Source organism: Arcobacter siniprincipis (SeqCode), from assembly GCF_048571125.1.
GTDB lineage: Bacteria > Campylobacterota > Campylobacteria > Campylobacterales > Arcobacteraceae > Arcobacter > Arcobacter siniprincipis.
Map to the genome: position 1 here is coordinate 2,750,310 of NZ_CP182343.1, position 22,519 is coordinate 2,772,828.

Genomic DNA, 22,519 nt, shown 5'->3' on the forward strand with positions numbered 1-22,519 from the left:
AATGTTAAAGTCTTTTACACAACTTTTATTAAGTATGTACTTAATAAGATAGTAAACCAAGAAATATATAAAATAAGCCAAACGATCTATTAGTACTAGTCAGCTAAATGAATTACTTCACTTACACATCTAGCCTATCAACCAGCTAGTCTTGCTGGGATCTTCAGGGAAAGTTCATCTTAGAGTTGGCTTCGAGCTTAGATGCTTTCAGCTCTTATCACATCCGTACGTAGCTACCCAACGATGCTCTTGGCAGAACAATTGGTACACCAGTGGTACGTTCATCCCGGTCCTCTCGTACTAGGGACAAATCTCTTCAACTTTCCTACGCCCACGGAAGATAGGGACCGAACTGTCTCACGACGTTCTGAACCCAGCTCGCGTACCGCTTTAAATGGCGAACAGCCATACCCTTGGGACCTGCTCCAGCCCCAGGATGCGATGAGCCGACATCGAGGTGCCAAACCTCCCCGTCGATGTGAGCTCTTGGGGGAGATCAGCCTGTTATCCCCGGCGTACCTTTTATCCTTTGAGCGATGGCCCTTCCACACAGAACCACCGGATCACTATGACCGACTTTCGTCTCTGCTCGAGTTGTATCTCTTACAGTCAGGCTGGCTTATGCCATTATACTCAACAAGCGATTTCCATCCGCTTTGAGCCAACCTTTGCAAGCCTCCGTTACTTTTTAGGAGGCGACCGCCCCAGTCAAACTACCCACCAGACATTGTCCTGAACGAGGATAACTCGTCCCAGTTAGTAACTCAAATATTCAAGGGTGGTATCTCAAGGGTGGCTCCCTATGTACTTGCGTCCATAGTTCATAGCCTCCCACCTATCCTGCACATGAATATCCAAGCTACAGTGTCAAGCTGTAGTAAAGGTGCACGGGGTCTTTCCGTCTTTCCGCGGGTAGGAGGAATTTTCACCTCCACTACAATTTCACTGGATCCCTGGTTGAGACAGCTCCCATCTCGTTACGCCATTCATGCAGGTCGGTATTTAACCGACAAGGAATTTCGCTACCTTAGGACCGTTATAGTTACGGCCGCCGTTTACTCGGGCTTCAATCAAATGCTTCGCTTACGCTGACATCATCAGTTAACCTTCGAGCACCGGGCAGGCGTCACACCTTATACATCCTCTTGCGAGTTAGCAAAGTGCTGTGTTTTTGGTAAACAGTCGGGAGGGACTCTTTGTTGCAACCTCTTCCGCTTTTGAGAGTAAATCTCTATACAGAAGTAGGCACACCTTATACCGAAGATACGGTGCTAGTTTGCAGAGTTCCTTAACCAGGGTTCTTCCACGCGCCTTAGAATACTCATCCCACCCACCTGTGTCGGTTTACGGTACGGGCAACAAATAATATACTTAGTGGCTTTTCTTGGCACGACAGTATCATCGATTCTGAATTGATTCCGAAAAATCGCAACAGCCTGTAAGATCTCGGTCGAATGTATCCCGGATTTGCCTAAGATACAACCTACATCCTTCGAGCCACTATTCCATCAGTGACCTCGATTAACTCTATGCGTCCCCACATCGCGCTTATTTGTTGGTATTGAAATATTAATCAATTTGCCATCGTCTACCCCTTTCGGACTCGACTTAGGTCCCGACTAACCCTACGATGACGAGCATCGCGTAGGAAACCTTGGGTTTTCGGCGTTGAGGATTCTCACCTCAATTATCGCTACTCATGCCTGCATGCTCACTTCTATCCGCTCCAGCACTCCTCGTCGGTATACCTTCAACGCTGAATAGAACGCTCTCCTACCACTTGTACAAGTACAAGTCTAAAGCTTCGGTGTACATCTTAGCCCCGTTATATTTTCCGCGCAAAATCACTAGACCAGTGAGCTGTTACGCTTTCTTTAAAGGGTGGCTGCTTCTAAGCCAACCTCCTGGTTGTCACAGTAACTTCACATCGTTTTCCACTTAGATGTAACTTTGGGACCTTAGCTGTTAGTCTGGGTTGTTCCCCTCTCGACGATGGATTTTATCACCCACCGCCTGACTCCTATGATTACGCATATAGTATTCGAAGTTTGATAGGGTTTGGTACCGCGGTAAGCAGCCCTAGCCCATTCAGTGCTCTACCCCTATATGTTACGACATAAGGCTATACCTAAATATATTTCGGAGAGAACCAGCTATCACGAAGTTTGATTGGCCTTTCACCCCTATCCACAAGTCATCCCAAGACTTTTCAACGTCAGCGGGTTCGGTCCTCCACTGGCTCTTACACCAGCTTCAACCTGCTCATGGATAGATCACTTCGTTTCGGGTCTGCAGCATCTGACTATGTCGCCCTATTAAGACTCGCTTTCGCTACGGCTCCGTACTTGACTTAACCTTGCCAGACACCACAACTCGCAGGCTCATTATGCAAAAGGCAGTCCGTCACCCTGTTGCAAGCAACATAGGGCTCCGAATGATTGTAAGCTAATGGTTTCAGGTTCTATTTCACTCTCCTCGCTGGAGTACTTTTCACCTTTCCCTCACGGTACTTGTTCACTATCGATCTGTAAGTAGTATTTAGGATTGGAGGGTGGTCCCCCCAGATTCAGACAAAATATCACGTGTTCCGTCCTACTCAGGATACCAATAGAGCTCTCAAGAGTTTCGTATACAGGAGTTTCACCTTCTATGCTATACCTTTCCAGATATTTCTACTACTCTTTTAAGTCTCACATTATGGTCCTACAACCCCCAATGCAAGCATTGGGTTTGTCCTAATCCGCGTTCGCTCGCCGCTACTTACGGAATCTCATTTGATTTCTCTTCCTCTGGCTACTGAGATGTTTCACTTCACCAGGTTAGCTCCCCGCAGGGTAACATATATCTCTATATGCTGGGTTGTCCCATTCGGAAATCCTCGGATCAAAGCTCTTTGGCAGCTCCCCGAGGCTTATCGCAGCCTAATACGTCCTTCATCGCCTCTTACAGTCTAGGCATCCACCATTAGCCCTTAATAGCTTATAATTTGTATAACTATATTTCTATAGTTACCTTTTTGATAATTATTCCTTGGCTACTATCTTATTAAATACAATATTTAATAAAACAGTAATTGTGTGTTTAAATTGTTTTCTATTTTGTATTAAAATAAATCTCTTTATTCTAATTCGAAAAAATTTTAAAGACTTTAACATTAAATTTTTAAATAACATTTAGGATAAATCCTAATATTAATACTTCTCTTAAGTACTAATATTAAAATTTACTAATTTCTATTCTACTTTGGTTTAGGTGCTAATGTTGGTGGAGAATAGCGGGATCGAACCGCTGACCTCCTGCGTGCAAGGCAGGCGCTCTCCCAGCTGAGCTAATTCCCCAACAAAGATTATCTTCTTCTCATGGTGGGCCTACCAGGACTTGAACCTGGGACCTCACGATTATCAGTCGAGCGCTCTAGCCAGCTGAGCTATAGGCCCATTCTTCACCTATTATTTTCAATAACCTTTACAAACCGAATATGATATTGGATATTTACCCATTTTATTTTATTTCTTGAGATTAGAAACGAATCTAATCTCATTACTCTGAAAGGAGGTGATCCAACCGCAGGTTCTCCTACGGTTACCTTGTTACGACTTCACCCCAGTCGCTAAATCCACTGTGGAAGGTAGCTATTTTAGCATCCCCGCTTCGAATGAATTCAACTCCCATGGTGTGACGGGCGGTGAGTACAAGACCCGGGAACGTATTCACCGTAGCATAGCTGATCTACGATTACTAGCGATTCCAACTTCATGTAGTCGAGTTGCAGACTACAATCCGAACTGGGAGGCATTTTTGAGATTCGCTCCACGTCACCGTATTGCTGCTCTTTGTATACCCCATTGTAGCACGTGTGTAGCCCTGGTCGTAAGGGCCATGATGACTTGACGTCGTCCTCACCTTCCTCCTACTTGCGTAGGCAGTCTCGTTAGAGTTCTCAGCCGAACTGTTAGCAACTAACGACGAGGGTTGCGCTCGTTGCGGGACTTAACCCAACATCTCACGACACGAGCTGACGACAGCCGTGCAGCACCTGTATGAAAGCTCCTGCAAGCAGGCACCAATTTATCTCTAAAAAGTTCTTTCTATGTCAAGACCAGGTAAGGTTCTTCGCGTATCGTCGAATTAAACCACATGCTCCACCGCTTGTGCGGGTCCCCGTCTATTCCTTTGAGTTTTAATCTTGCGACCGTACTCCCCAGGCGGTACACTTAATGTGTTAACTGCATTACTGCAAGGTCTAGCCTCACAACAACTAGTGTACATCGTTTAGGGCGTGGACTACCAGGGTATCTAATCCTGTTTGCTCCCCACGCTTTCGCGTCTCAGCGTCAATTGTGTTCCAGTAGATCGCCTTCGCAATCGGTATTCCTTCTGATATCTACGGATTTTACCCCTACACCAGAAATTCCATCTACCTCTCCCACATTCTAGGTTAACAGTTTTGGAAGCAGTTCTATGGTTGAGCCATAGGATTTCACTTCCAACTTATTTACCCGCCTACACGCTCTTTACGCCCAGTAATTCCGAGTAACGCTTGCACCCTCCGTATTACCGCGGCTGCTGGCACGGAGTTAGCCGGTGCTTATTCATATAGTACCGTCATTATCTTCCTATATAAAAGGAGTTTACGCACCGAAATGTGTCATCCTCCACGCGGCGTTGCTGCATCAGACTTTCGTCCATTGTGCAATATTCCCCACTGCTGCCTCCCGTAGGAGTCTGGACCGTGTCTCAGTTCCAGTGTGACTGATCATCCTCTCAAACCAGTTAGGTGTCATTGCCTTGGTGAGCCATTACCTCACCAACTAGCTGATACCGTACAGGCCAATCCTAGAGCCATAAATGTTTCCCTTGCAGACTTAGGTCTTAAAGGCATATGGGGTGTTAGCAGACGTTTCCATCTGTTATCCCCCTCTCTAGGGCATGTTACCTATATATTACTCACCCGTGCGCCACTTAGCTGACAGTTAAAGCAAGCTTTAACCCGTTCTCGTTCGACTTGCATGTGTTAAGCACGCCGCCAGCGTTCACTCTGAGCCAGGATCAAACTCTCCATAAATGTTTAGTTTAATCATGACTAGTGTCTAACTCTTTTATCTAATCTTCCTAAAAAGATTAATTGCAATTGTTTACTGACATTACTCATTGTTTTTTTAATAGACGAGAATTGTATAAATTCTCTTGTTTTATATCATATTCGGTTTATAAAAGTTACTTACTTCTTAAAACCGTAGTTTGTTAAAGAACATCAACCCTTTGCGACGTTTGTCACTCAAATTGGACGGGAATTATAATAGGTTTTTTTGCCTTTGTCAAGTGCTGGGAATTAAATTTAGCTTAAATTTTGAAATTCTTAGAGTTTTTCAATAAATCCTGTATTTGCATGTACCTTAATGCCCGATATATCGCCTTTTTTAGATATAAAATTTATAGTACAATCTTCGTTTAATAAATATGAAGACTCATCGTTTTCTTCTGTACTTAACCTTGAATAGACTTTTCCATCACTTCCAAATGATAATTGTCCTATTGATGAAGTAGTACTATTACATGTCATACTTATATTTTTTATTCCAAATTTTTTAGTTAATAAAACATATTCACTATTGGAATTATTTTCTTCACAACTATTTGATGAGTAAATATATTTTTTACTAAGTGGGTCTTTTAAACTCTCATCTGCGTTTGGATGTCCTGTCATATTTGTATCACTATATATAGAATAATAAATACCACCAACATTTTCACTACAATTAAAAAACTTCAACGTCCATCTTTTTCTAAACCATTTTGGATTTGATAAATCATATTTATCATCAATAAAAGCTTGTAGTTTTGTTTGATTTAAATAAAGTACCAATCTATCTATTGCTACTTTAAATTCTGGTTGAGTATTTTTAGGCAGAAGTGAATATGAAAAATATGATATTAATAGTATTACAAATATAATTTCAAATAAGAAATATGATTTTTTATTATTTGATTTTTCGCACATAGATATCTAATAAGTCTTTATTAAAATACTTTATTATAAATTTTTGATCATACTTTATTGGATCATACAAAGAAACAAAGTAATCATTACCTTTTACAATGCCATAGAATTCTAATCTTTTTTGAAGTTTTCTGTCAAAAGTCTTTATATTATTAATCTTATTCTTTTTTAAAATCTTTGCAATATCTTTTGCAAAATAATAATTATATGCAAAATGTTTTTCTGGATTATCTAATATCAAATAAAGTGGTTTATTATATAAAAGTAAAAAGGTATTAATAAAAAGAAAAAAAAGAGATAATTTTACAATATTATAATGTATCCTTCTAAATTCTGGTAACCTAACTCTTAATGAATGCATAAATAATTTCAACATAATTGGTAGAGATATCACAACATATGGAGCAAAGTCTTCTATATAAATTTTTTGTCGAAAAGAAAATAAAAGAGAAAAGATCATAGCAGTAACTGAAATATACCAATATATTGAATGCGTCCCTTTGATTCCCACTCTATATAGTGAATAAAAAAAATATAGAAATATTAATGGAGAAAAAATTGAAGCATATATTCCAAAAGTATCTACTAGATAACTTCTTGGTTTTCCAGTAGATTCAAATCCATAAATATACATTGATAAAGCAAATAAAATCAAAGATATTATTAACAATTTATTTTCTTTTTTATTTAATGAATAAAAAAATAATGCTAAAAAGAAAACTGCAAAGGAATTATCCACAAATAAAAAGAAGAATAACAAATAGTAATTATGCTTTGAATAAAGTTTATAATAATATAAATATATTAAGGTACAGAATATAACAACAATTGAACTATTTATTAATAAAGAAGCACTAACAACTCCAGGAAGAAACATAAATATAAGTACATTAAATAATCTATCTATTTCTTTTTTAAAATAATCCTTTGTAAGTAAATACATTAATATAACGCTAAAAACATAAAGTATAATAAAAGGAAGTCGAATAGATATATCATTACTCCCAAAAAAATATGTACTAGATTTTGTTATATAAGATAAAACAGATTTATTTACTAAAACATTTAGTGCTTCATTATATGAAATGCTTAAACTATTGGCAACAAAAATTAGTACAACAAAAAAGGTGGCTAAGGTTATTCCAAAAATATAGTTGTAAAATTTTTGTTTAATCATTATATTTTTAAGAAGTTACCAATTATTTCATATCCATATTCACTCATGATTGATTCTGGATGAAATTGAACTCCATAAATTTTTTTACCTTCAATTTCTAAAGACATAATTTCATTATCATCTAAACTTTTAGAAGTAACTTTAATACAAGATGGTAAATTATCTTGCTTAACAGTTAATGAATGATATCTAGTTTGAGTAAATTCATTTGGCAGTCCATTAAATAAAATTGTATCATTTAGGACTTTTACTTTTGAGATTTTTCCATGCATCATGTTATCTGCTCTAACAACTTTTGCACCAAATACTTGTGCAATACTTTGATGTCCTAAACAAATACCAAATATAGGTTTTTTATCAGCAAAATATTCAATGACTTCTAAACATATTCCTGCATCATCTGGAGTTGCAGGGCCTGGAGATATTATTATCTTTTCAGGATTAAGTTGTTCAATCTCTTCCACGCTTAGTTCATCATTTCTTATTACTTTTAAATCAGCACCTAACTCTAAACAATATTGCACAATATTATATGTAAAAGAGTCATAATTATCAATCATTAATATCATTTTCTCATTTTCCTTATTAAAAAATATATTATATCAAATTTACTTTATAAAAGTATTATAAACAATAAATATAATGATAATGATTATTGTAACTAAGAATATACTAAGTTTTAGTTTTATATTATTCATAGTTTCAAAAATAAAAGGGGTAACATGTTAAAAAAATTAGGAATCAGTATATTAATATTTTCAAGTTCATTATTTGCTACACAAGAAGTAAATATCTATTCACATAGACATTATGATACAGACAAAGAACTATTTAAAATGTTTGAAAAAAAAACTGGTATAAAAGTAAATATAGTAAAAGCTGAAGCAAAAGCTTTAATTAAAAGAATACAAACAGAAGGAGAAAAATCACCTGCTGATGTTTTAATAACAGTTGATGCAGCAGGATTATACAAAGCTAAATCTAGTGGTTTGTTACAAACAATAGAATCTGATATTTTAGAAAAGAATATACCAGCTCAATTAAGAGACAAAGATAACCAATGGTTTGGATTAACAAAAAGAGCAAGAGTTGCTGTATACAAAGTTGGATCGGGGATTAAAGATCAACTATCAACATATGAAGAATTGGCAGATCCAAAATTTAAAGGTAAAATAATGGTTAGATCTTCTAATAATGCATATAATCAATCACTTTTAGCAGCAGTTATTGCACATCATGGGGAAGAGTTTGCTTTAAAATGGGCTAAAGGAATTGTTGCAAATATGGCAAAAGAACCAAAAGGTAATGATAGATATCAAGTAAAAGCTGTAGCTAATGGCATTGGTTCTATTGCTATTGCAAATACTTACTACATAGGTAAAATGGTTGATAATAAAGATAAATCACAAGCTCAAGCGGTAAAAAAAGTAAAAATCTTTTTTCCTAAATTTGAAAATGGGGGAACTCATATAAATGTTAGTGGAGCTGGAGTTACAAAATATGCTCCTAATAAAGATAATGCTATAAAATTTATAGAATTTTTAGCAAGTGCTGATGCACAAAGAATCTTTGCAGAAGGTAATTTTGAGTATCCAATTTTAAAAGATGTTAAAGCATCAGAATTAGTTCAATCATGGGGAACATTTACTGATGATACAATTTCTATCAATACTTTAGGAGAAAATAACGCAAAGGCTGTTAGAATCTTTGACCAAGCAGGATGGAAATAAAAATTTCAATAGATAAGTAGTGTAATAATACACTACTTATTTTGAATAAACTATTTAAATTTATTTTTTACCAATAAAATCTTTTTCCTCAACTTCTTCTAAAATCTTACCTGCAATTTTTTGAGTCTCTTCTGCAATTTCATTACTTAAGTTAGCCACACTTGCATTTTTTTGCGTTTGTTGGTCTAAAGTTGCTACTGCATCATTTATTTGTTCAATTCCCATTCTTTGCTCTTTACTTGAAATTTCAACATTTGAAATTAATCCTAAAGTTTGTGTAATATTTTCTTTTAATTCTGCATAACCATTAATCATTTGATTTGAGATATTTTTACCTTCGTTTGCTTTTACTGTTGCTTTTTCTACAAGCTCTTTAATTTCTTTTGCCGCATCTGCACTTCTTGAAGCTAGATTTCTCACTTCAGCTGCAACAACGGCAAAACCTTTTCCAGCTTCTCCTGCAGTTGCCGCTTCTACTGCAGCATTTAGGCTTAAAATATTTGTTTGAAATGCAATTTGATCAACGACAGTAATTGCTTCACTAATTGCCATAACTTCATTATTTATACTATCCATTGAGATAGTTGTTTTATTTGCTAGATTTTCACCATCTATAGCAGATTTAGATACTTTATTAGCAAAAGAAACCATTTGTAAGATATTTTCTGCACTACTTGCAATATTTGAAGTGATTTCTTCAATTGCGGCTGCTGTCTCTTCTAAAGAAGCTGCTGATTCATTTGAAGCAGTATTTAGTATTGCTACATTTTTTAAAAGTTCTTTTGCAGAACTTTGTAGATTTAGACCATTGTTCATATTATTAACTAACATTTCATTAATAGTGTCAGCTAATGAATTCAAAGCTATCGCAACTTTCCCATTTGGATTTTTTATTCTATGGGTAAAATTCATTTTTTTTAATTCATTTAATGCAAAATCAATGTCATTTAAATTGTTATTGATTTTATTAGAAATAGAATCAAGCATTTCATTAAAAATATTTTTTAATTCTTCTAAACCTTGATTATCAGTTTTTTGAGTAACTCTAGAACTTAAATTTCCAGAGTTTACAGCGATTACAACATCCTTAACATTTTTAATAACTTTTTCATCTTCTTCTATTAGTTCTTTTGTTTTTTCTATATTCTCATTTACAATATTAGCCATTGTTCCAATTTCATCTTTATTGCTAATAACAATTTTTTCTACAGTTGAAGTCTCTTTATTTAAATAACTAAAAAAGTTAAGTAATCCATTTTGAAAAATACTTAAAGGATTAATTATTTGTTTATTTATAAAATATATCACAAATATGGCTAAAACAATAGAGATAATCAATGAAATTAATAATATCCCCAAAACAATTGATTGAATTTTTTTGTCTGATTCTTTTTGCATTTTATTGATATTTGCTTCTATTTCATCTGTGTAAGCACCTGTACCTATCATCCACTTCCATTCATCAAAACCAATTGAATAGCCTAATTTTTCATAATAATTTTCATCATTTGGTTTTTGGAAATCAAATTTAAGCATTCCAGAACCTTTTTTAGCAATAGAAATTAAATCTTTAATTATATACACACCTTTTGTACTTTTCATATTTATAAGATTTTTTCCTTCTAATGAAGAGTTTGCAGCATGCATTAAATTTATACCATCATAATCATATACGTAGAAATACCCAGTTTTACCAAACTTCATTGCTTTTATAGTTGACAAAGCTTCTGCTTGTAATTTTTCAGTGATATTATCTAAATATGAACCTGTTCCAATTACCCATTTATAAGGTTTAAATAGTTTAACCAGCGCAACTTTTTCTCTTGGAGGTTTATTAGGAACAGTTTGCTCATAAGAAACTAATGCTTGCCCATTCTTAACTGCTAAGTCAATGAAATTCAAAATATGAGGTTTTGGGTATCGTTTCCCTTCTTTTGTTGGATTTATTGGGTGCTTTAATACAATAGCATCTTCATTGTAAACAAAAAAGTAGCCATTATTAGCGCCATATCTTGCAGAACCAACAGCATCTAGTAAAATTCTCTTAAGTTCTTCTTCTGAAACTTTTCCTTTAAACTTTTTATACAAATCTTCAAGCATAAAAAATAAAAAGTTCATTTGACCTTCTAAATCTTTTTTAATATTTTCTTTAATAACATTGACATCTGATTTCTTATAATATTCTACTGCTACATTTTTAGCAAAATTAACATAAGAATTTAACTCTTTTTCTTGCTCTTCATATGCATTTTTTTTATAAATTGCAATATTCTCTTTTGTTAATTCATTTAATGAATAAATAGATTTTACTGCTATTAAACCTGCCACTATCACTATAGTAAATATTATTATAAAAAGTAATTTACTTTTTATTGATAAGTTTTTCATTTAAATCCTTTCTTTTATTAACCAAATATTAACACAAAATAGCAAAGAAAAAAGAACAAAAGTTGCTTATTTATCGCTATAATTAGTGATAATCATTCTTATTATTAAGGATAAGCAAAGTTATTTTTTCTTATAATCATTGCAAAAATTATTCTTATATTCTAAAAGGAATCCAATATGTTAAAAATTTTTATACCAATTATATTATTGTTAGCAAGCTCACTTTATGCAAGTGGAGAAGTAAATGTCTATTCACATAGACATTATGATACAGATAAAAAAATATTTAAATTATTTGAAGAAGAAACAGGTATCAAAGTAAATGTAGTAAAAGCAATGGCAGATGAATTAATAAAAAGAATGGAAACAGAAGGAGATAAATCTCCTGCAGATGTTCTTATTACTGTTGATGCGGCTGGTTTATACAAAGCCAAAACAAAGGGTTTATTACAAACCATAAAATCAGATTATCTAGAAAAAAATATTCCAAAAAATCTAAGAGACAAAGATAATGAATGGTTTGGTGTAACAATAAGATCAAGAGTTACAGTTTATAAAAAAGGTGAAGGGATAGGAAAAGAGTTATCAACATATGAAGATTTAGCTAATCCAAAATATAAGGGGCAAATTATGATTAGATCTTCAAATAATGCCTATAACCAATCTTTATTAGCAGCAGTTGTAGCTCACCATGGAAAAGATTATGCTTTAAAATGGGCAAAAGGGATTGTTGCAAATATGGCAAGAAGTCCAAAGGGTGATGATATGTATCAAGTAAAAGCGATAGCTTATGGTATTGGTAAAATTGGAATTGTAAATACATACTATGTTGGTAAAATGTACGGAAGTAAAAATTTATCAGATGTTGATGCTGTTAATAAAGTTAAAGTATTTTTTCCAAAATTTGAAAATGGTGGAACACATATAAATATAAGTGGAGCAGGAGTTGCAAAATATTCTCCAAATAAAGCAAATGCCATAAAATTTATAGAGTTTTTAGCAAGCCCAGAAGTACAAAAACTTTTTGCTGAAGATAATTATGAATATCCAATACTAAAAAGCGTGCATGAATCAAAAGTTGCAAAATCTTGGGGAACATTTACACCTGACAATATCTCTCTTGATGAATTAGGTAAACACAATGCTGAAGCAGTAAGAATATTTGACTCAGCTGGTTGGAAATAAAGAAAGGTTTTAAAATAATTGAAATATTTTAACAAACTAACAATAAGTAGTGTTCTTCTAACTCTACTTATTTCTATGCCTGCACTATTTATATTATCAAATATATTTGTAAGTACTCCAAACTGGACACATCTAGTAGATACTGTATTATGGGGATATATATTTAATTCTTTGTATATTATGGTTGGGGTTGCAGTTTTGACTTCAATTATGGGATTTTCAACTGCTTATATAACTTCACTTTTTACATTCACTGGTTCTAATTTTTTTCATTATGCGTTAATACTTCCCTTTGCAATACCAACTTATATTGTTTCATATGCGTATGGAGGCATGTTTGATATAACAGGAAGTGTTACAACTTTTATTTTACACCTACTTGGTAAAAATTTAGGAGAAGTTTACTTCTTCGATATTATGTCAATAGAAGGTGCTATTTTAGTAATGTCATTTGTTTTATATCCATATGTATACTTAATCTCTAAAACATACTTAAACTCTGAATCTTCTTCTATAGTTGATGCTTCAAAAACAATGGGTCTTACAAACTTTCAAATATTTTATAAAGTTATTATTCCAATATCTAGACCAGCGATTGTTGCAGGGGTTATTTTAGCTGTTATGGAAGCTGTTTCTGATTTTGGTGTTATGGATTATTATGGAGTTTCTACTTTTGTAACAGGAATATTTAGAACTTGGTTTGGAATGGGAAGTGTTGAAGATGCTTCTAAACTAGCTTCTATGCTTATGCTATTTATATTTTTATTAATATTTTTGGAAAAGTATCAAAGAAAAAATACACGATATAGAAGTGCTGGAAAAGATTTTAAACCAATTAAAAAAGAAAAATTAACTGGATATAAAAATGTATTAGCTTTTATTTTATGTTTTATTCCATTTTTTTTAGGATTTTTACTTCCTTTTTCTCAAATGAGTTATTGGTTTTATTTATCATATAAATCAACAATAAATGAAGACTTTTTGACTGTCTTTTATCAAACCTTGTCTTTAGGAATTGGAACATCTGTTCTAATTACTTTTTTAGCTTTTATTTTTACATATAATGTTCGAGTGCACAAAAGTAAATTAGCAGATTATATAACCCAAATATCAAAGCTTGGGTACTCTATTCCAGGTTCAGTTATAGCTGTTGGAATTTTATCATTCTTTTTAATTGTAAATAAAGCTTTTGATATTTTACTTGTAGGAAGTATTGTGGCTGTTATTTTTGGATATGTAGTTAGATTCTTAGCAATTTCAATCAACAACTATGAATCTGGATTTGCAAAAATACCCCAAACTTATGATGATGCTTGTAAAACTATGGATATAAGTACATTTGGAACTTTTTTTAGAGTTATATTCCCTTTGATAAAAAACTCAATAATTGTAAGCTTGATAATTATATTTATAGAAGTAATAAAAGAGTTACCTTTAACTATGATATTAAGACCCTTTAACTTTGATACACTTGCAGTATTTTCACATGAGTTAGTTGGGCAAGCCCAAATATTTGAATCAAGTGTTCCTGCAATGTTTATTGTAATACTTGGAATTATATCTGTTTTAATTCTCGCACAAAAAATGAAAAATTAATAAGGAATTTAATGATTGGCATTAGTATAAAAAACTTTTCTATAGCTTTTGGAGATAATGAGATATTAAATGATATCTCTTTTGATGTTCAAGCTGGAGAAATAGTTACAATATTAGGACCTAGTGGTTGTGGTAAAAGTACTATATTAAGAAGTATAGCTTCACTAGAAGAAGGATATACTGGTTCTATATTTCTAAATGAAACCTGCTTAATAAATGGGGCAAATAAATGTAATAAAGATATTGGTTATATATTCCAAGACTATGCTTTATTTCCCCATTTAAATGTAAAAGAAAATATAGAGTTTGCTTTGTTTAAGTTAAAATCAAATGAAAGACAAAAAAGAGTTGATGAGTTATTAAAACAATTCGATTTAGTAGAACATAAAAATAAACAGATTCATGAGTTAAGTGGAGGGCAACAACAAAGAGTTTCAATAGCAAGAGTAATAGCATATAAACCCAAAATATTACTACTTGATGAGCCTTTTTCAAATCTTGATTCTATTTTAAGAGCAAAAACAAAACTGTGGCTAAAGAATCTAATAAAAGAGTTAGGACTATCTGCTATATTAGTAACGCACGATCAAAAAGAAGCCTTATCTATGTCTGATAAAATAGGAATTATTCATAATAAAAGAATCGTACAATTTGATACTCCAAAAAATATATACAAAAATCCTAATAGTTTTTATATTGCAAACTTTTTAGGGGAAGTTAATACTTTACCAAAATTTATTGCTCAAGATTTAAATTTAGACGAGGATAGAACAAGTATCATTAGAATACATGAGACAAAAATAACAAACAAAACAAACAATTATAAATTAAATATTGTAAACAGATTATATTGTGGCGAATATGAAGAAGTAATTCTTAGCTTTGAAAAAGAGTTAAAGTCTCAAATTAAGCTAAGAGTATATATAGATAGTGATATCTCTTTAGAAGAAGAGATATATTTAGATATAAATAAAGACAAAGTCATAAGTGTAAAAAACTAAAGTAGCTTTTCTACTTTAGTTTATATTTGAAATTTAGAAATAAGTTCATCTGAGCAATCTAAAATTCCACGACTTCTCAAATCATCAATCACACTTTTTGTGCAATCAACATCATCCGGCCATCTTCTTTGAAAATTATCATATGAATTTTTATTTGTAGCATCAACACCTAAAGTATCATTTGATATAAAAATATCTCTATTTGAATCAATATTATTACAAACTCTCCAAATAAGCATGTAAGGATTGCTTACATCATTTTTAGCCTCATCTACTATGATTAGAATTCTTAAGTGCTCATAGAGAGGTTTAAGCTCTTCAAATAGATATTTTTGGCTTCTAGTTTTATTTACAGTTATTATTGTAACTGGATTTTTTGTATATTTATAATATTGTTTTAGATTAATAATATCACTTGAAATATCTTTCATCTTAGTTAATAGTTCATCATCAGCTAAAACTTTTACTCCACTATCACTTATCTCTTTTCCTGTACAATCAAGTCCTAGTTTTCCACCTACTGCAAATTTTGGACTTGAATGGTCAAGTGCATCAACTACACCCCTTGAGATAAAAAGATCATTTATATCTATTCTATTTAAAATATGTTTTGTTATCTCTTCATGGTTTGTGAGTTCTGGCGCATCATGGTTTACAAAAATAGCATGTTTTACAAAACTCATTTGCCCTACTCCCCAAAATGCATGCATCATTTGACTTGCATGTCCTGGGTATAGAGTTTTTATTTTTGCAATTATAAGATTGTGAAAAACACCATTTTCAGGCATATAATAATCAATCAAATCAGGTGCAGTAGTTTTTAATAAGGGTAAAAATATTCTCTCAGTTGCATGTCCCATATATTTATCTTCTAATGGTGGTTTTCCAACAACTGTTGCTAAATATGTAGGTTTTGCCTTTGATGTGATTGCACTAACTTCCATAAATGGATATTCTTCTTCTAAAGTATAGTAACCAGTATGGTCACCAAAAGGTCCTTCAATTCTCATTTTTGAAGGATCAACAAAACCTTCTATTATAAAGTCATTATCCCTTGGTACATATATATCATTTGTTATACTTTTCACAAGTTGCGCATTTTTATTTTTAACAAAACCATAAAGCATAAGTTCAAAAATTCCAATAGGTAAAGGTGCTTGTCCACACCAAATATACATAGGATCTCCACCAACACCTATTGATACTGGCATTTTTTTACCTGCGGCTTTATATTCATGAAAGAAATGATTACTATCTTTATGTATTTGCCAATGCATTCCTAAAGTATAATCATCATAAACTTGAAGTCTATACATTCCTAAGTTTTTAAGCTCTCCATTTAAACTAGTTGTATAAACTTGCCCCATAGTAATAAAAGGCCCACCATCTTGCTCCCAAGTTGTTAAAATAGGTAAATCAGATAATTTAGCATCCTCTCCTAGTTTTATTACTTGTTGACATTCACCTTTTCCTTTATTTTTTTTAGGAATAGTGTTTTTTAGTGCGAAAAGTTTTCCAAAAGTTGAGAGTTTTTCACTAAAAGTTGTTGGTGGTTTCATTTTTAGTAAGCTTTCTATCTCAGTTCCTATCTTATCACCATCACCAATGAAGAGTTTTACAGCTTTTTCATTACAAAATACATTCATCAATACTGGAATATCAAATTTCTTTCCAGTTTTTTTATCAATAGGATTTGTAAATAAAATCGCCTTTGAATCTTCTTTTTTAACCTCTACATATGCGATGTGTGGTATCTCTAAGTAAATATCCAAATCATCGTCAATCACTTTTAATAAATCATTTTTTTTAAGTAGTTCTATTGCTTTTTCCATATTTCCCTCTAAAGTAAACAAATAATTAGTATAAATCTTATATCATTTTATCGTTAAAAAATAGTTTATAATAGAGGTTTTAAATATGTTTGATAAAATAATTGATAGAAAAAATAGTTCGTGTAGTAAATATGATAATTTAGAACAATATTTCGGGAAAACTGATTTAGATCCATTTTGGGTAGCAGATATGGATTTTGAAATACCAGAATTTTTACAAGAGGCTATACAAAAAAGAGCACAACACAATGTCTTTGGATATGGAAAACAAAATAAAGAGATATTCGAAGCAATAAAAAACTGGATGAGTTCTCAACATCAATGGAATATAGATACTTCTTCAATATCATTATGCAATGGTGTAGTTCCAGCATACGCAGCTTGTATTGAAGCATTTAGTAATGTTGATGATGAAATTATAGTTCAAACTCCTGTTTATTTTCCCTTATTTCAATGTATTAAGGCAAATAATAGAAAAATTCTAGAGAATCCATTAAAAGAAGATAATGGATATTATACAATGGATTTAGAGCACTTAAAATCAATTATTACACCAAAAACAAAAATGATTGCTTTATGTTCTCCCCATAATCCAGTTGGAAGAGTTTGGAATAAAGAAGAGTTAGAAGACTTAGCTAATATATGTATTGAAAATAACATTACTATTGTAAGTGATGAAATACATTCAGATCTAACATTTAAAAAATTTATACCAATTGCTTCTATAAATGACAAAATTGCAAATATTACTGTAACCTTAAACTCTCCGGGAAAGACATTTAATATTGCAGGTTTAAATGCTTCATATTGTATCACTTCAAATGGTAAATTAAAAAACACATTAGATGATATTATAAAACAAAGAGTAATAGGAACTATAAATGTCTTTGGTTTGATTGCTATGCAATGTGCATATGAGAATGGAACACAATGGTTAGAAAATCTAAAAAAATACCTTGAATCTAATATTGATTATACAATTGAAACACTCAAAAATAACACCAAGATAAAAGTTCAAAAGCCCGAAGCTACCTATCTTTTATGGCTTAATTTTGAAGAATATAATTTATCACATCAGAAGATAAAAGAGATATTATTAAATGATTGTAAAGTTGCTTTAAACGATGGATTAACTTTTGGAAAAAATGGAAAATCACACTTCAGATTTAATGTAGCAACATCAAAAAATCAACTTAAAATAGGTTTAAATAAAATTATTAACTTCAACAAATAAAATTAAATGAAAAATAAAGTATTACCTTTTTTCTCACTTTTTTCTCTTTGCTTTTTTTTGTAACAAATGCTAGCTATTTGAAATAAACTTAGTGTACAATGAAGTTACATATTATTATGAAATGGATTAAGCATGTCAAATGAACTATTATTGTCAGCAGCAATTTTTGTTGTTATAGGTATTGTTGTTGTATCAATATTTATACTTTCAAAATTTGTTGGACCTCAAAATAAAGAGGACAAATCAAAAAATACCGTTTATGAATCTGGGGTAAGTAACCCAGTTGGTGGAACTAAACTTAGGTTTAGTATCAAATTTTATTTAGTAGCAATTTTATTTGTACTATTTGATGTCGAAATAATTTTTATGTTTCCATGGGCTGTAAATATTAGAGAACTAGGATTTTTAGGTCTTGGCGAAATGTTTATGTTTATGGGATTATTATTTGCAGGTTTAATTTACATCTATAAGAAAAAGGCATTATCATGGGAGTAGGAGCAGAATCAGTATTAGGTGATTCAGTAATCACAACAAGACTTGACAAAGCAGTAAACTGGGCAAGATCATATTCATTGTGGCCAATGGTATTTGGAACTGCATGTTGTGGGATTGAGTTTATGTCAGTAGCAGCAGCGAAATATGATATATCAAGATTTGGAGCAGAAGTTGTAAGATTTTCTCCAAGACAAGCAGACTTATTAATTATCGCAGGAACTATTACATATAAACAAGCACCTGTATTAAAAAAGATTTATGATCAAATGTGTGAGCCTAAGTGGGTTATATCAATGGGAGCATGTGCGAGTTCTGGTGGGTTTTATGACAACTACACAACTTTACAAGGTGTTGATCAAATTATTCCGGTTGATGAATATGTTTCAGGTTGTCCACCTAGACCAGAAGCAGTACTTGATGCAATTATGAATATTCAGAAAAAAGCTCAAAATGAATCTATTATTGTAGATAGAGTAAAAAAGTTCAAAGGAATCCTTGATGCTTAAACCAGATATGTTAATTTCACAAAATGAAGTTAAATCAACTATCAAAAGATTAAAAGAAGAAGAAGATTATATTTTACTTCTTGATATCACGGCAATTGATTATTTAAAATACCCAGATGTAACTCCTTCAAGATTTGCACTTATATATATACTAAGAGATAAAACTTTTAAAAAACAAATTGTTATAAAAACTTATGTTGCAGATAACAACTTAAATGTTGATACTATTAGTGATTTATATGAAGCTGCAAATTGGGCAGAAAGAGAAACTTATGACCAATATGGTATTAATTTTATTGGTCATCCAAATATGAAAAGAGTTTTAAATCATCATCAATTTGTTGGATATCCATTAAGAAAAGATTACAACATAACTGATGGACAAATTTGTACTGAAACTGAAGATTTGATGGATGAAATGGTTCCATTACTAAAATCTAAAGGTTATAGTCAAGATGATTTAGAAGAACTTATGTTATTAAATGTAGGTCCTTCTCACCCAGCTTCTCATGGTACAATTAGAAATTTTGTTGCAATGGAAGGTGAGACAATCACTGCCTGTGTTACAGAGATTGGTTACTTACATAGAGGTTTTGAAAAAGCCTGTGAAACACATAATTATTCTCAAGTTATTCCATATACAGATAGACTTAATTATTGTAGTGCTATTTTAAATAATATTGGATATGCAAAAGCAGTTGAAGATATGTTAAAAATAGATATTACTCCAAGAGCAAAAATGATTAGAATCGTTATTGGAGAACTAAGTAGAATAACTGATCACCTTGTTTGTAATGCAGCAAATATGGTTGATATGGGTGGTTTAACAAACTATTGGTATCTTTTTGCTCCAAGAGACAAAGCTTATGATATTTTATCAAAACTAACTGGTGCTAGATTAACTAACTCTTATACTAGAATTGGTGGTTTAGAGTTTGACTTGTATGATGGTTTTGAAAGAGATTTAAATGAAGTTTTAAGAGATGTTGAAAAAGCTATTGAAGATGCTTTATCATTAGTTGAAAGAAATAGAATATTCCAAGATAGAACACAAGATGTTGGTATTATAAATTCAGAATTTGCTTTAAGTGCTGGAATTACAGGTCCTAACTTAAGAGCAACTGGAGTTGCTTTTGACTTAAGAAAAGACAAACCATATTATGGTTATGAAAACTTTGACTTTGATGTTGTAGTTGGTTCTCATGGTGATGTTTATGATAGATTTATGTGTAGATTTGAAGAGATGAAACAATCTATTAGAATCATTGAACAAGCAATGAAAGAGATGCCAGATGGTCCTATTAATGTAGGAGCTCCGGGAATATTTTTACCAGCCAAAAAAGATGTTTATGGAAACATTGAAGGTTTAATGAATCAATTCAAACTTACATTTGAAGGTATTAAAGTTCCAAAAGGTGAATACTATGGATTTACTGAAGGTGGAAATGGTGAATTAGGTTTCCACATTACAAGTGATGGTACAGGAACACCTTATAAAGTAAAATGTAGACCACCTAGTTTCTATTCACTTGCAGCATATGCAAAAATTGTAGAAAATTCAATGTTAGCTGATGCAGTTATTACAATGGCATCAATGAACTTTATTGCAGGGGAGTTTGATAGATAATGGCAAAATTTCAATATACAAAAGAAAATGAAGAAAAATTCCAAATAACAGCTAAAAAATACCCAAAAATAGATGCTATGTTATTACCAGCTTTATGGTTAGTACAAGAGCAAGAGGGATGGGTAAGCCCAGAAGCCATGATTTTCGTAGCTGATAAAATTGGGAAACAACCAATTGAAGTTTATGAGTTCGCAACATTTTATACAATGTTTAACTTAAAACCTATTGGAACATATCACATTGAGTTATGTAAAACTTTATCATGTATGTTAATGGGTGCAAATAATCTTAAAAAATTTATAAAAGATACAATTGGAATAGAACCAGGTCAAACTTCTGCAGATGGAAAATTTCACTTAAGTGAAGTTGAGTGTCTTGGAGCTTGTGGTGGTGCACCAATGTTTGCTTTAAATGGTCAATACCATGAAAATCAAACAGTTGAATCTCTTAAAAATCTTATAGAGGAGTGTAAATAATGGCTGCAAATAACATGATTGTAAAAATCGTAAGTAAAAATTTTGACATTCCTGATTCTCATAAATTAGATGTTGCACTAAAAAATGGAAGATATACTTCAATTGATAAACTATTTACTATGGCTCCCGATGAAGTTACAGAAGAAGTTTGTAAAAGTGGATTAAGAGGAAAAGGTGGTGGAGGTGCTGCTTGTGGACCTAAGTGGAAACTTATGCCACCAGTTGATGAAAGACCTAGATATTTAATCGTAAATGGGGATGAATCAGAACCAGGAACTTTTAAAGATAGACAAATATTCCAATATGATCCCCATCTTTTAATAGAAGGTATCATTTGCTCTTGTTATGCAATAGGAGCACATGATGCATATATTTATATTAGAGGTGAATATAAGTGGTTTATTGATAGATTAGATGCAGCTATTGAAGAAGCTTATGCAGCTGGAATTATTGGGGCTAAAATCATGGGAAAACATGATTTTAGAGTTGATATTACAGTTCACAGAGGTGGTGGAGCATATATTTGTGGTGAAAAATCTGCACTTATTGAATCTCTTGAAGGTAAAAGAGGACATCCAAGACTTAAACCACATGGTAAAGAGTGTGAGTGGTTCTATGATATGCCAGCAACTGTAAATAATGTTGAAACAATTGCATCAGTACCAAATATCGTTGAAAATGGTTTTGAATCATATACAAAATATGGAACTGAAAAAGCTCCCGGAACTATGCTTTTTGCAATGAGTGGTCCAGTTAAAAACCCAGGTGTTTATGAATTACAATATGGTTGTAAAATGACCGATGTAATCAATGAAATTGGTGGAGGAATGAAAGATGGCTTAAAATTAAAAGCTGTTATTCCAGGTGGAGCTTCTTGTCCTATCTTAACTGCCCAGGATGTTGAAAAAGCATATTTAGATTATGAATCTATGTGGGAAATTGGTTCAACTTTAGGAACAGGAGGAATGATGATAATTCCAGAAGGCGTTTCTATGGTGGATGTTGCTAAAAATCTAATTGAGTTTTATCACCATGAATCTTGCGGTCAGTGTACTCCTTGTAGAGAAGGAACTGGTTGGATTGATAAAATTTTAAAAGAATTAATAGAAGGTGTTGCAAAAGAAGATGATATAGAAACACTTTTAGAAGTATGTGACACAATGAATGGAAAAACAATTTGTGTTTTTGCACCAGCTGTAAAAGATATTATTAAAAGTATTGTTGAAAAATATAAACATGAATTTCTTGAATTAATTGAAAATAAACTATAA

Annotated in this window: 15 protein-coding genes, 2 tRNA genes and 2 rRNA genes; 10 read left to right on the forward strand and 9 right to left on the reverse strand. The window is 32.2% G+C overall.

Going from position 1 to position 22,519, the window contains the following annotated elements; translation table 11 throughout:
• Nucleotides 1-68: 68 nt before the first annotated feature.
• The 7 genes from ACNI3D_RS13970 to ACNI3D_RS14000 form a co-directional block, all read right to left on the reverse strand.
• Nucleotides 69-2,985 (reverse strand): 23S ribosomal RNA (locus ACNI3D_RS13970).
• Nucleotides 2,986-3,262: 277 nt separating this feature from the next.
• Nucleotides 3,263-3,338: transfer RNA gene (locus ACNI3D_RS13975), tRNA-Ala, on the reverse strand.
• A 22-nt stretch (nucleotides 3,339-3,360) separates the two neighbouring features.
• Nucleotides 3,361-3,437 (reverse strand) — tRNA-Ile (locus tag ACNI3D_RS13980).
• Nucleotides 3,438-3,548: 111 nt separating this feature from the next.
• Nucleotides 3,549-5,065 (reverse strand): 16S ribosomal RNA (locus tag ACNI3D_RS13985).
• Together the 16S and 23S rRNA genes with 2 tRNA genes alongside form the textbook arrangement of a ribosomal RNA operon.
• Nucleotides 5,066-5,359: 294 nt before the next feature.
• The gene (locus ACNI3D_RS13990) at nucleotides 5,360-6,001 is read right to left on the reverse strand and encodes a type II secretion system protein (protein ID WP_419767437.1); all 642 of its coding nucleotides are present in this window, start codon (nucleotides 5,999-6,001) and stop codon (nucleotides 5,360-5,362) included.
• Nucleotides 5,982-7,178, reverse strand: a complete 1,197-nt coding sequence (locus ACNI3D_RS13995; RefSeq protein WP_419767438.1) for a glycosyltransferase family 39 protein — start codon at nucleotides 7,176-7,178, stop codon at nucleotides 5,982-5,984. Before ACNI3D_RS13995 ends, ACNI3D_RS13990 begins: the two co-directional genes overlap by 20 nt.
• Complete coding sequence (locus tag ACNI3D_RS14000; RefSeq protein ID WP_419767439.1) at nucleotides 7,178-7,747, reverse strand: anthranilate synthase component II; 570 nt, start codon at nucleotides 7,745-7,747, stop codon at nucleotides 7,178-7,180. The genes ACNI3D_RS13995 and ACNI3D_RS14000 overlap by 1 nt, the downstream gene beginning before the upstream one ends.
• A gap of 153 nt (nucleotides 7,748-7,900) precedes the next feature.
• Between ACNI3D_RS14000 and ACNI3D_RS14005 the strand changes: the two genes are divergently transcribed.
• Nucleotides 7,901-8,908, forward strand: coding sequence for a Fe(3+) ABC transporter substrate-binding protein (locus tag ACNI3D_RS14005; protein ID WP_419767440.1), 1,008 nt, complete (start codon nucleotides 7,901-7,903; stop codon nucleotides 8,906-8,908).
• A gap of 60 nt (nucleotides 8,909-8,968) precedes the next feature.
• Here the strand turns inward: ACNI3D_RS14005 and ACNI3D_RS14010 are convergent, their stop codons facing one another.
• Nucleotides 8,969-11,296, reverse strand: a complete 2,328-nt coding sequence (locus ACNI3D_RS14010; RefSeq protein ID WP_419767441.1) for a methyl-accepting chemotaxis protein — start codon at nucleotides 11,294-11,296, stop codon at nucleotides 8,969-8,971.
• 177 nt (nucleotides 11,297-11,473) lie between these two features.
• Here ACNI3D_RS14010 and ACNI3D_RS14015 point away from each other — a divergent pair, with 177 nt between their 5' ends.
• The 3 genes from ACNI3D_RS14015 to ACNI3D_RS14025 are packed head-to-tail and all read left to right on the forward strand — an operon-like array spanning nucleotide 11,474 to nucleotide 15,078.
• A complete protein-coding gene (locus ACNI3D_RS14015; protein WP_419767442.1) occupies nucleotides 11,474-12,481 on the forward strand; it encodes a Fe(3+) ABC transporter substrate-binding protein in 1,008 nt (335 codons plus the stop codon).
• An 18-nt stretch (nucleotides 12,482-12,499) separates the two neighbouring features.
• Nucleotides 12,500-14,077 carry an ABC transporter permease gene (locus ACNI3D_RS14020; RefSeq protein ID WP_419767443.1) on the forward strand — a complete coding sequence of 526 codons (1,578 nt, stop codon included), beginning with the start codon at nucleotides 12,500-12,502 and terminating at the stop codon, nucleotides 14,075-14,077.
• Nucleotides 14,078-14,088: 11 nt separating this feature from the next.
• A complete protein-coding gene (locus ACNI3D_RS14025) occupies nucleotides 14,089-15,078 on the forward strand; it encodes an ABC transporter ATP-binding protein (RefSeq protein WP_419767444.1) in 990 nt (329 codons plus the stop codon).
• A gap of 20 nt (nucleotides 15,079-15,098) precedes the next feature.
• Here the strand turns inward: ACNI3D_RS14025 and ACNI3D_RS14030 are convergent, their stop codons facing one another.
• Entirely contained in the window at nucleotides 15,099-16,910 is a 1,812-nt protein-coding gene (locus ACNI3D_RS14030) for a menaquinone biosynthesis decarboxylase (RefSeq protein WP_419767445.1), read from the reverse strand.
• Nucleotides 16,911-16,995: 85 nt separating this feature from the next.
• Between ACNI3D_RS14030 and ACNI3D_RS14035 the strand changes: the two genes are divergently transcribed.
• The 6 genes from ACNI3D_RS14035 to nuoF all read left to right on the forward strand — a co-directional run bounded on the left by ACNI3D_RS14035 (nucleotide 16,996) and on the right by nuoF (nucleotide 22,519).
• Nucleotides 16,996-18,144, forward strand: a complete 1,149-nt coding sequence (locus ACNI3D_RS14035; RefSeq protein ID WP_419767446.1) for a MalY/PatB family protein — start codon at nucleotides 16,996-16,998, stop codon at nucleotides 18,142-18,144.
• A gap of 132 nt (nucleotides 18,145-18,276) precedes the next feature.
• On the forward strand, nucleotides 18,277-18,639 hold the full coding sequence (locus ACNI3D_RS14040) for an NADH-quinone oxidoreductase subunit A (protein ID WP_013136445.1): 363 nt from the start codon (nucleotides 18,277-18,279) through the stop codon (nucleotides 18,637-18,639).
• The gene (locus ACNI3D_RS14045) at nucleotides 18,630-19,145 is read left to right on the forward strand and encodes an NADH-quinone oxidoreductase subunit B (RefSeq protein ID WP_419767447.1); all 516 of its coding nucleotides are present in this window, start codon (nucleotides 18,630-18,632) and stop codon (nucleotides 19,143-19,145) included. Before ACNI3D_RS14040 ends, ACNI3D_RS14045 begins: the two co-directional genes overlap by 10 nt.
• Complete coding sequence (locus tag ACNI3D_RS14050) at nucleotides 19,138-20,772, forward strand: NADH-quinone oxidoreductase subunit D (RefSeq protein ID WP_419767448.1); 1,635 nt, start codon at nucleotides 19,138-19,140, stop codon at nucleotides 20,770-20,772. Before ACNI3D_RS14045 ends, ACNI3D_RS14050 begins: the two co-directional genes overlap by 8 nt.
• Nucleotides 20,772-21,248, forward strand: a complete 477-nt coding sequence (locus tag ACNI3D_RS14055; protein WP_013136448.1) for an NADH-quinone oxidoreductase subunit NuoE family protein — start codon at nucleotides 20,772-20,774, stop codon at nucleotides 21,246-21,248. The genes ACNI3D_RS14050 and ACNI3D_RS14055 overlap by 1 nt, the downstream gene beginning before the upstream one ends.
• A gap of 14 nt (nucleotides 21,249-21,262) precedes the next feature.
• Nucleotides 21,263-22,519 carry an NADH-quinone oxidoreductase subunit NuoF gene (gene nuoF / locus ACNI3D_RS14060; protein WP_419769000.1) on the forward strand — a complete coding sequence of 419 codons (1,257 nt, stop codon included), beginning with the start codon at nucleotides 21,263-21,265 and terminating at the stop codon, nucleotides 22,517-22,519.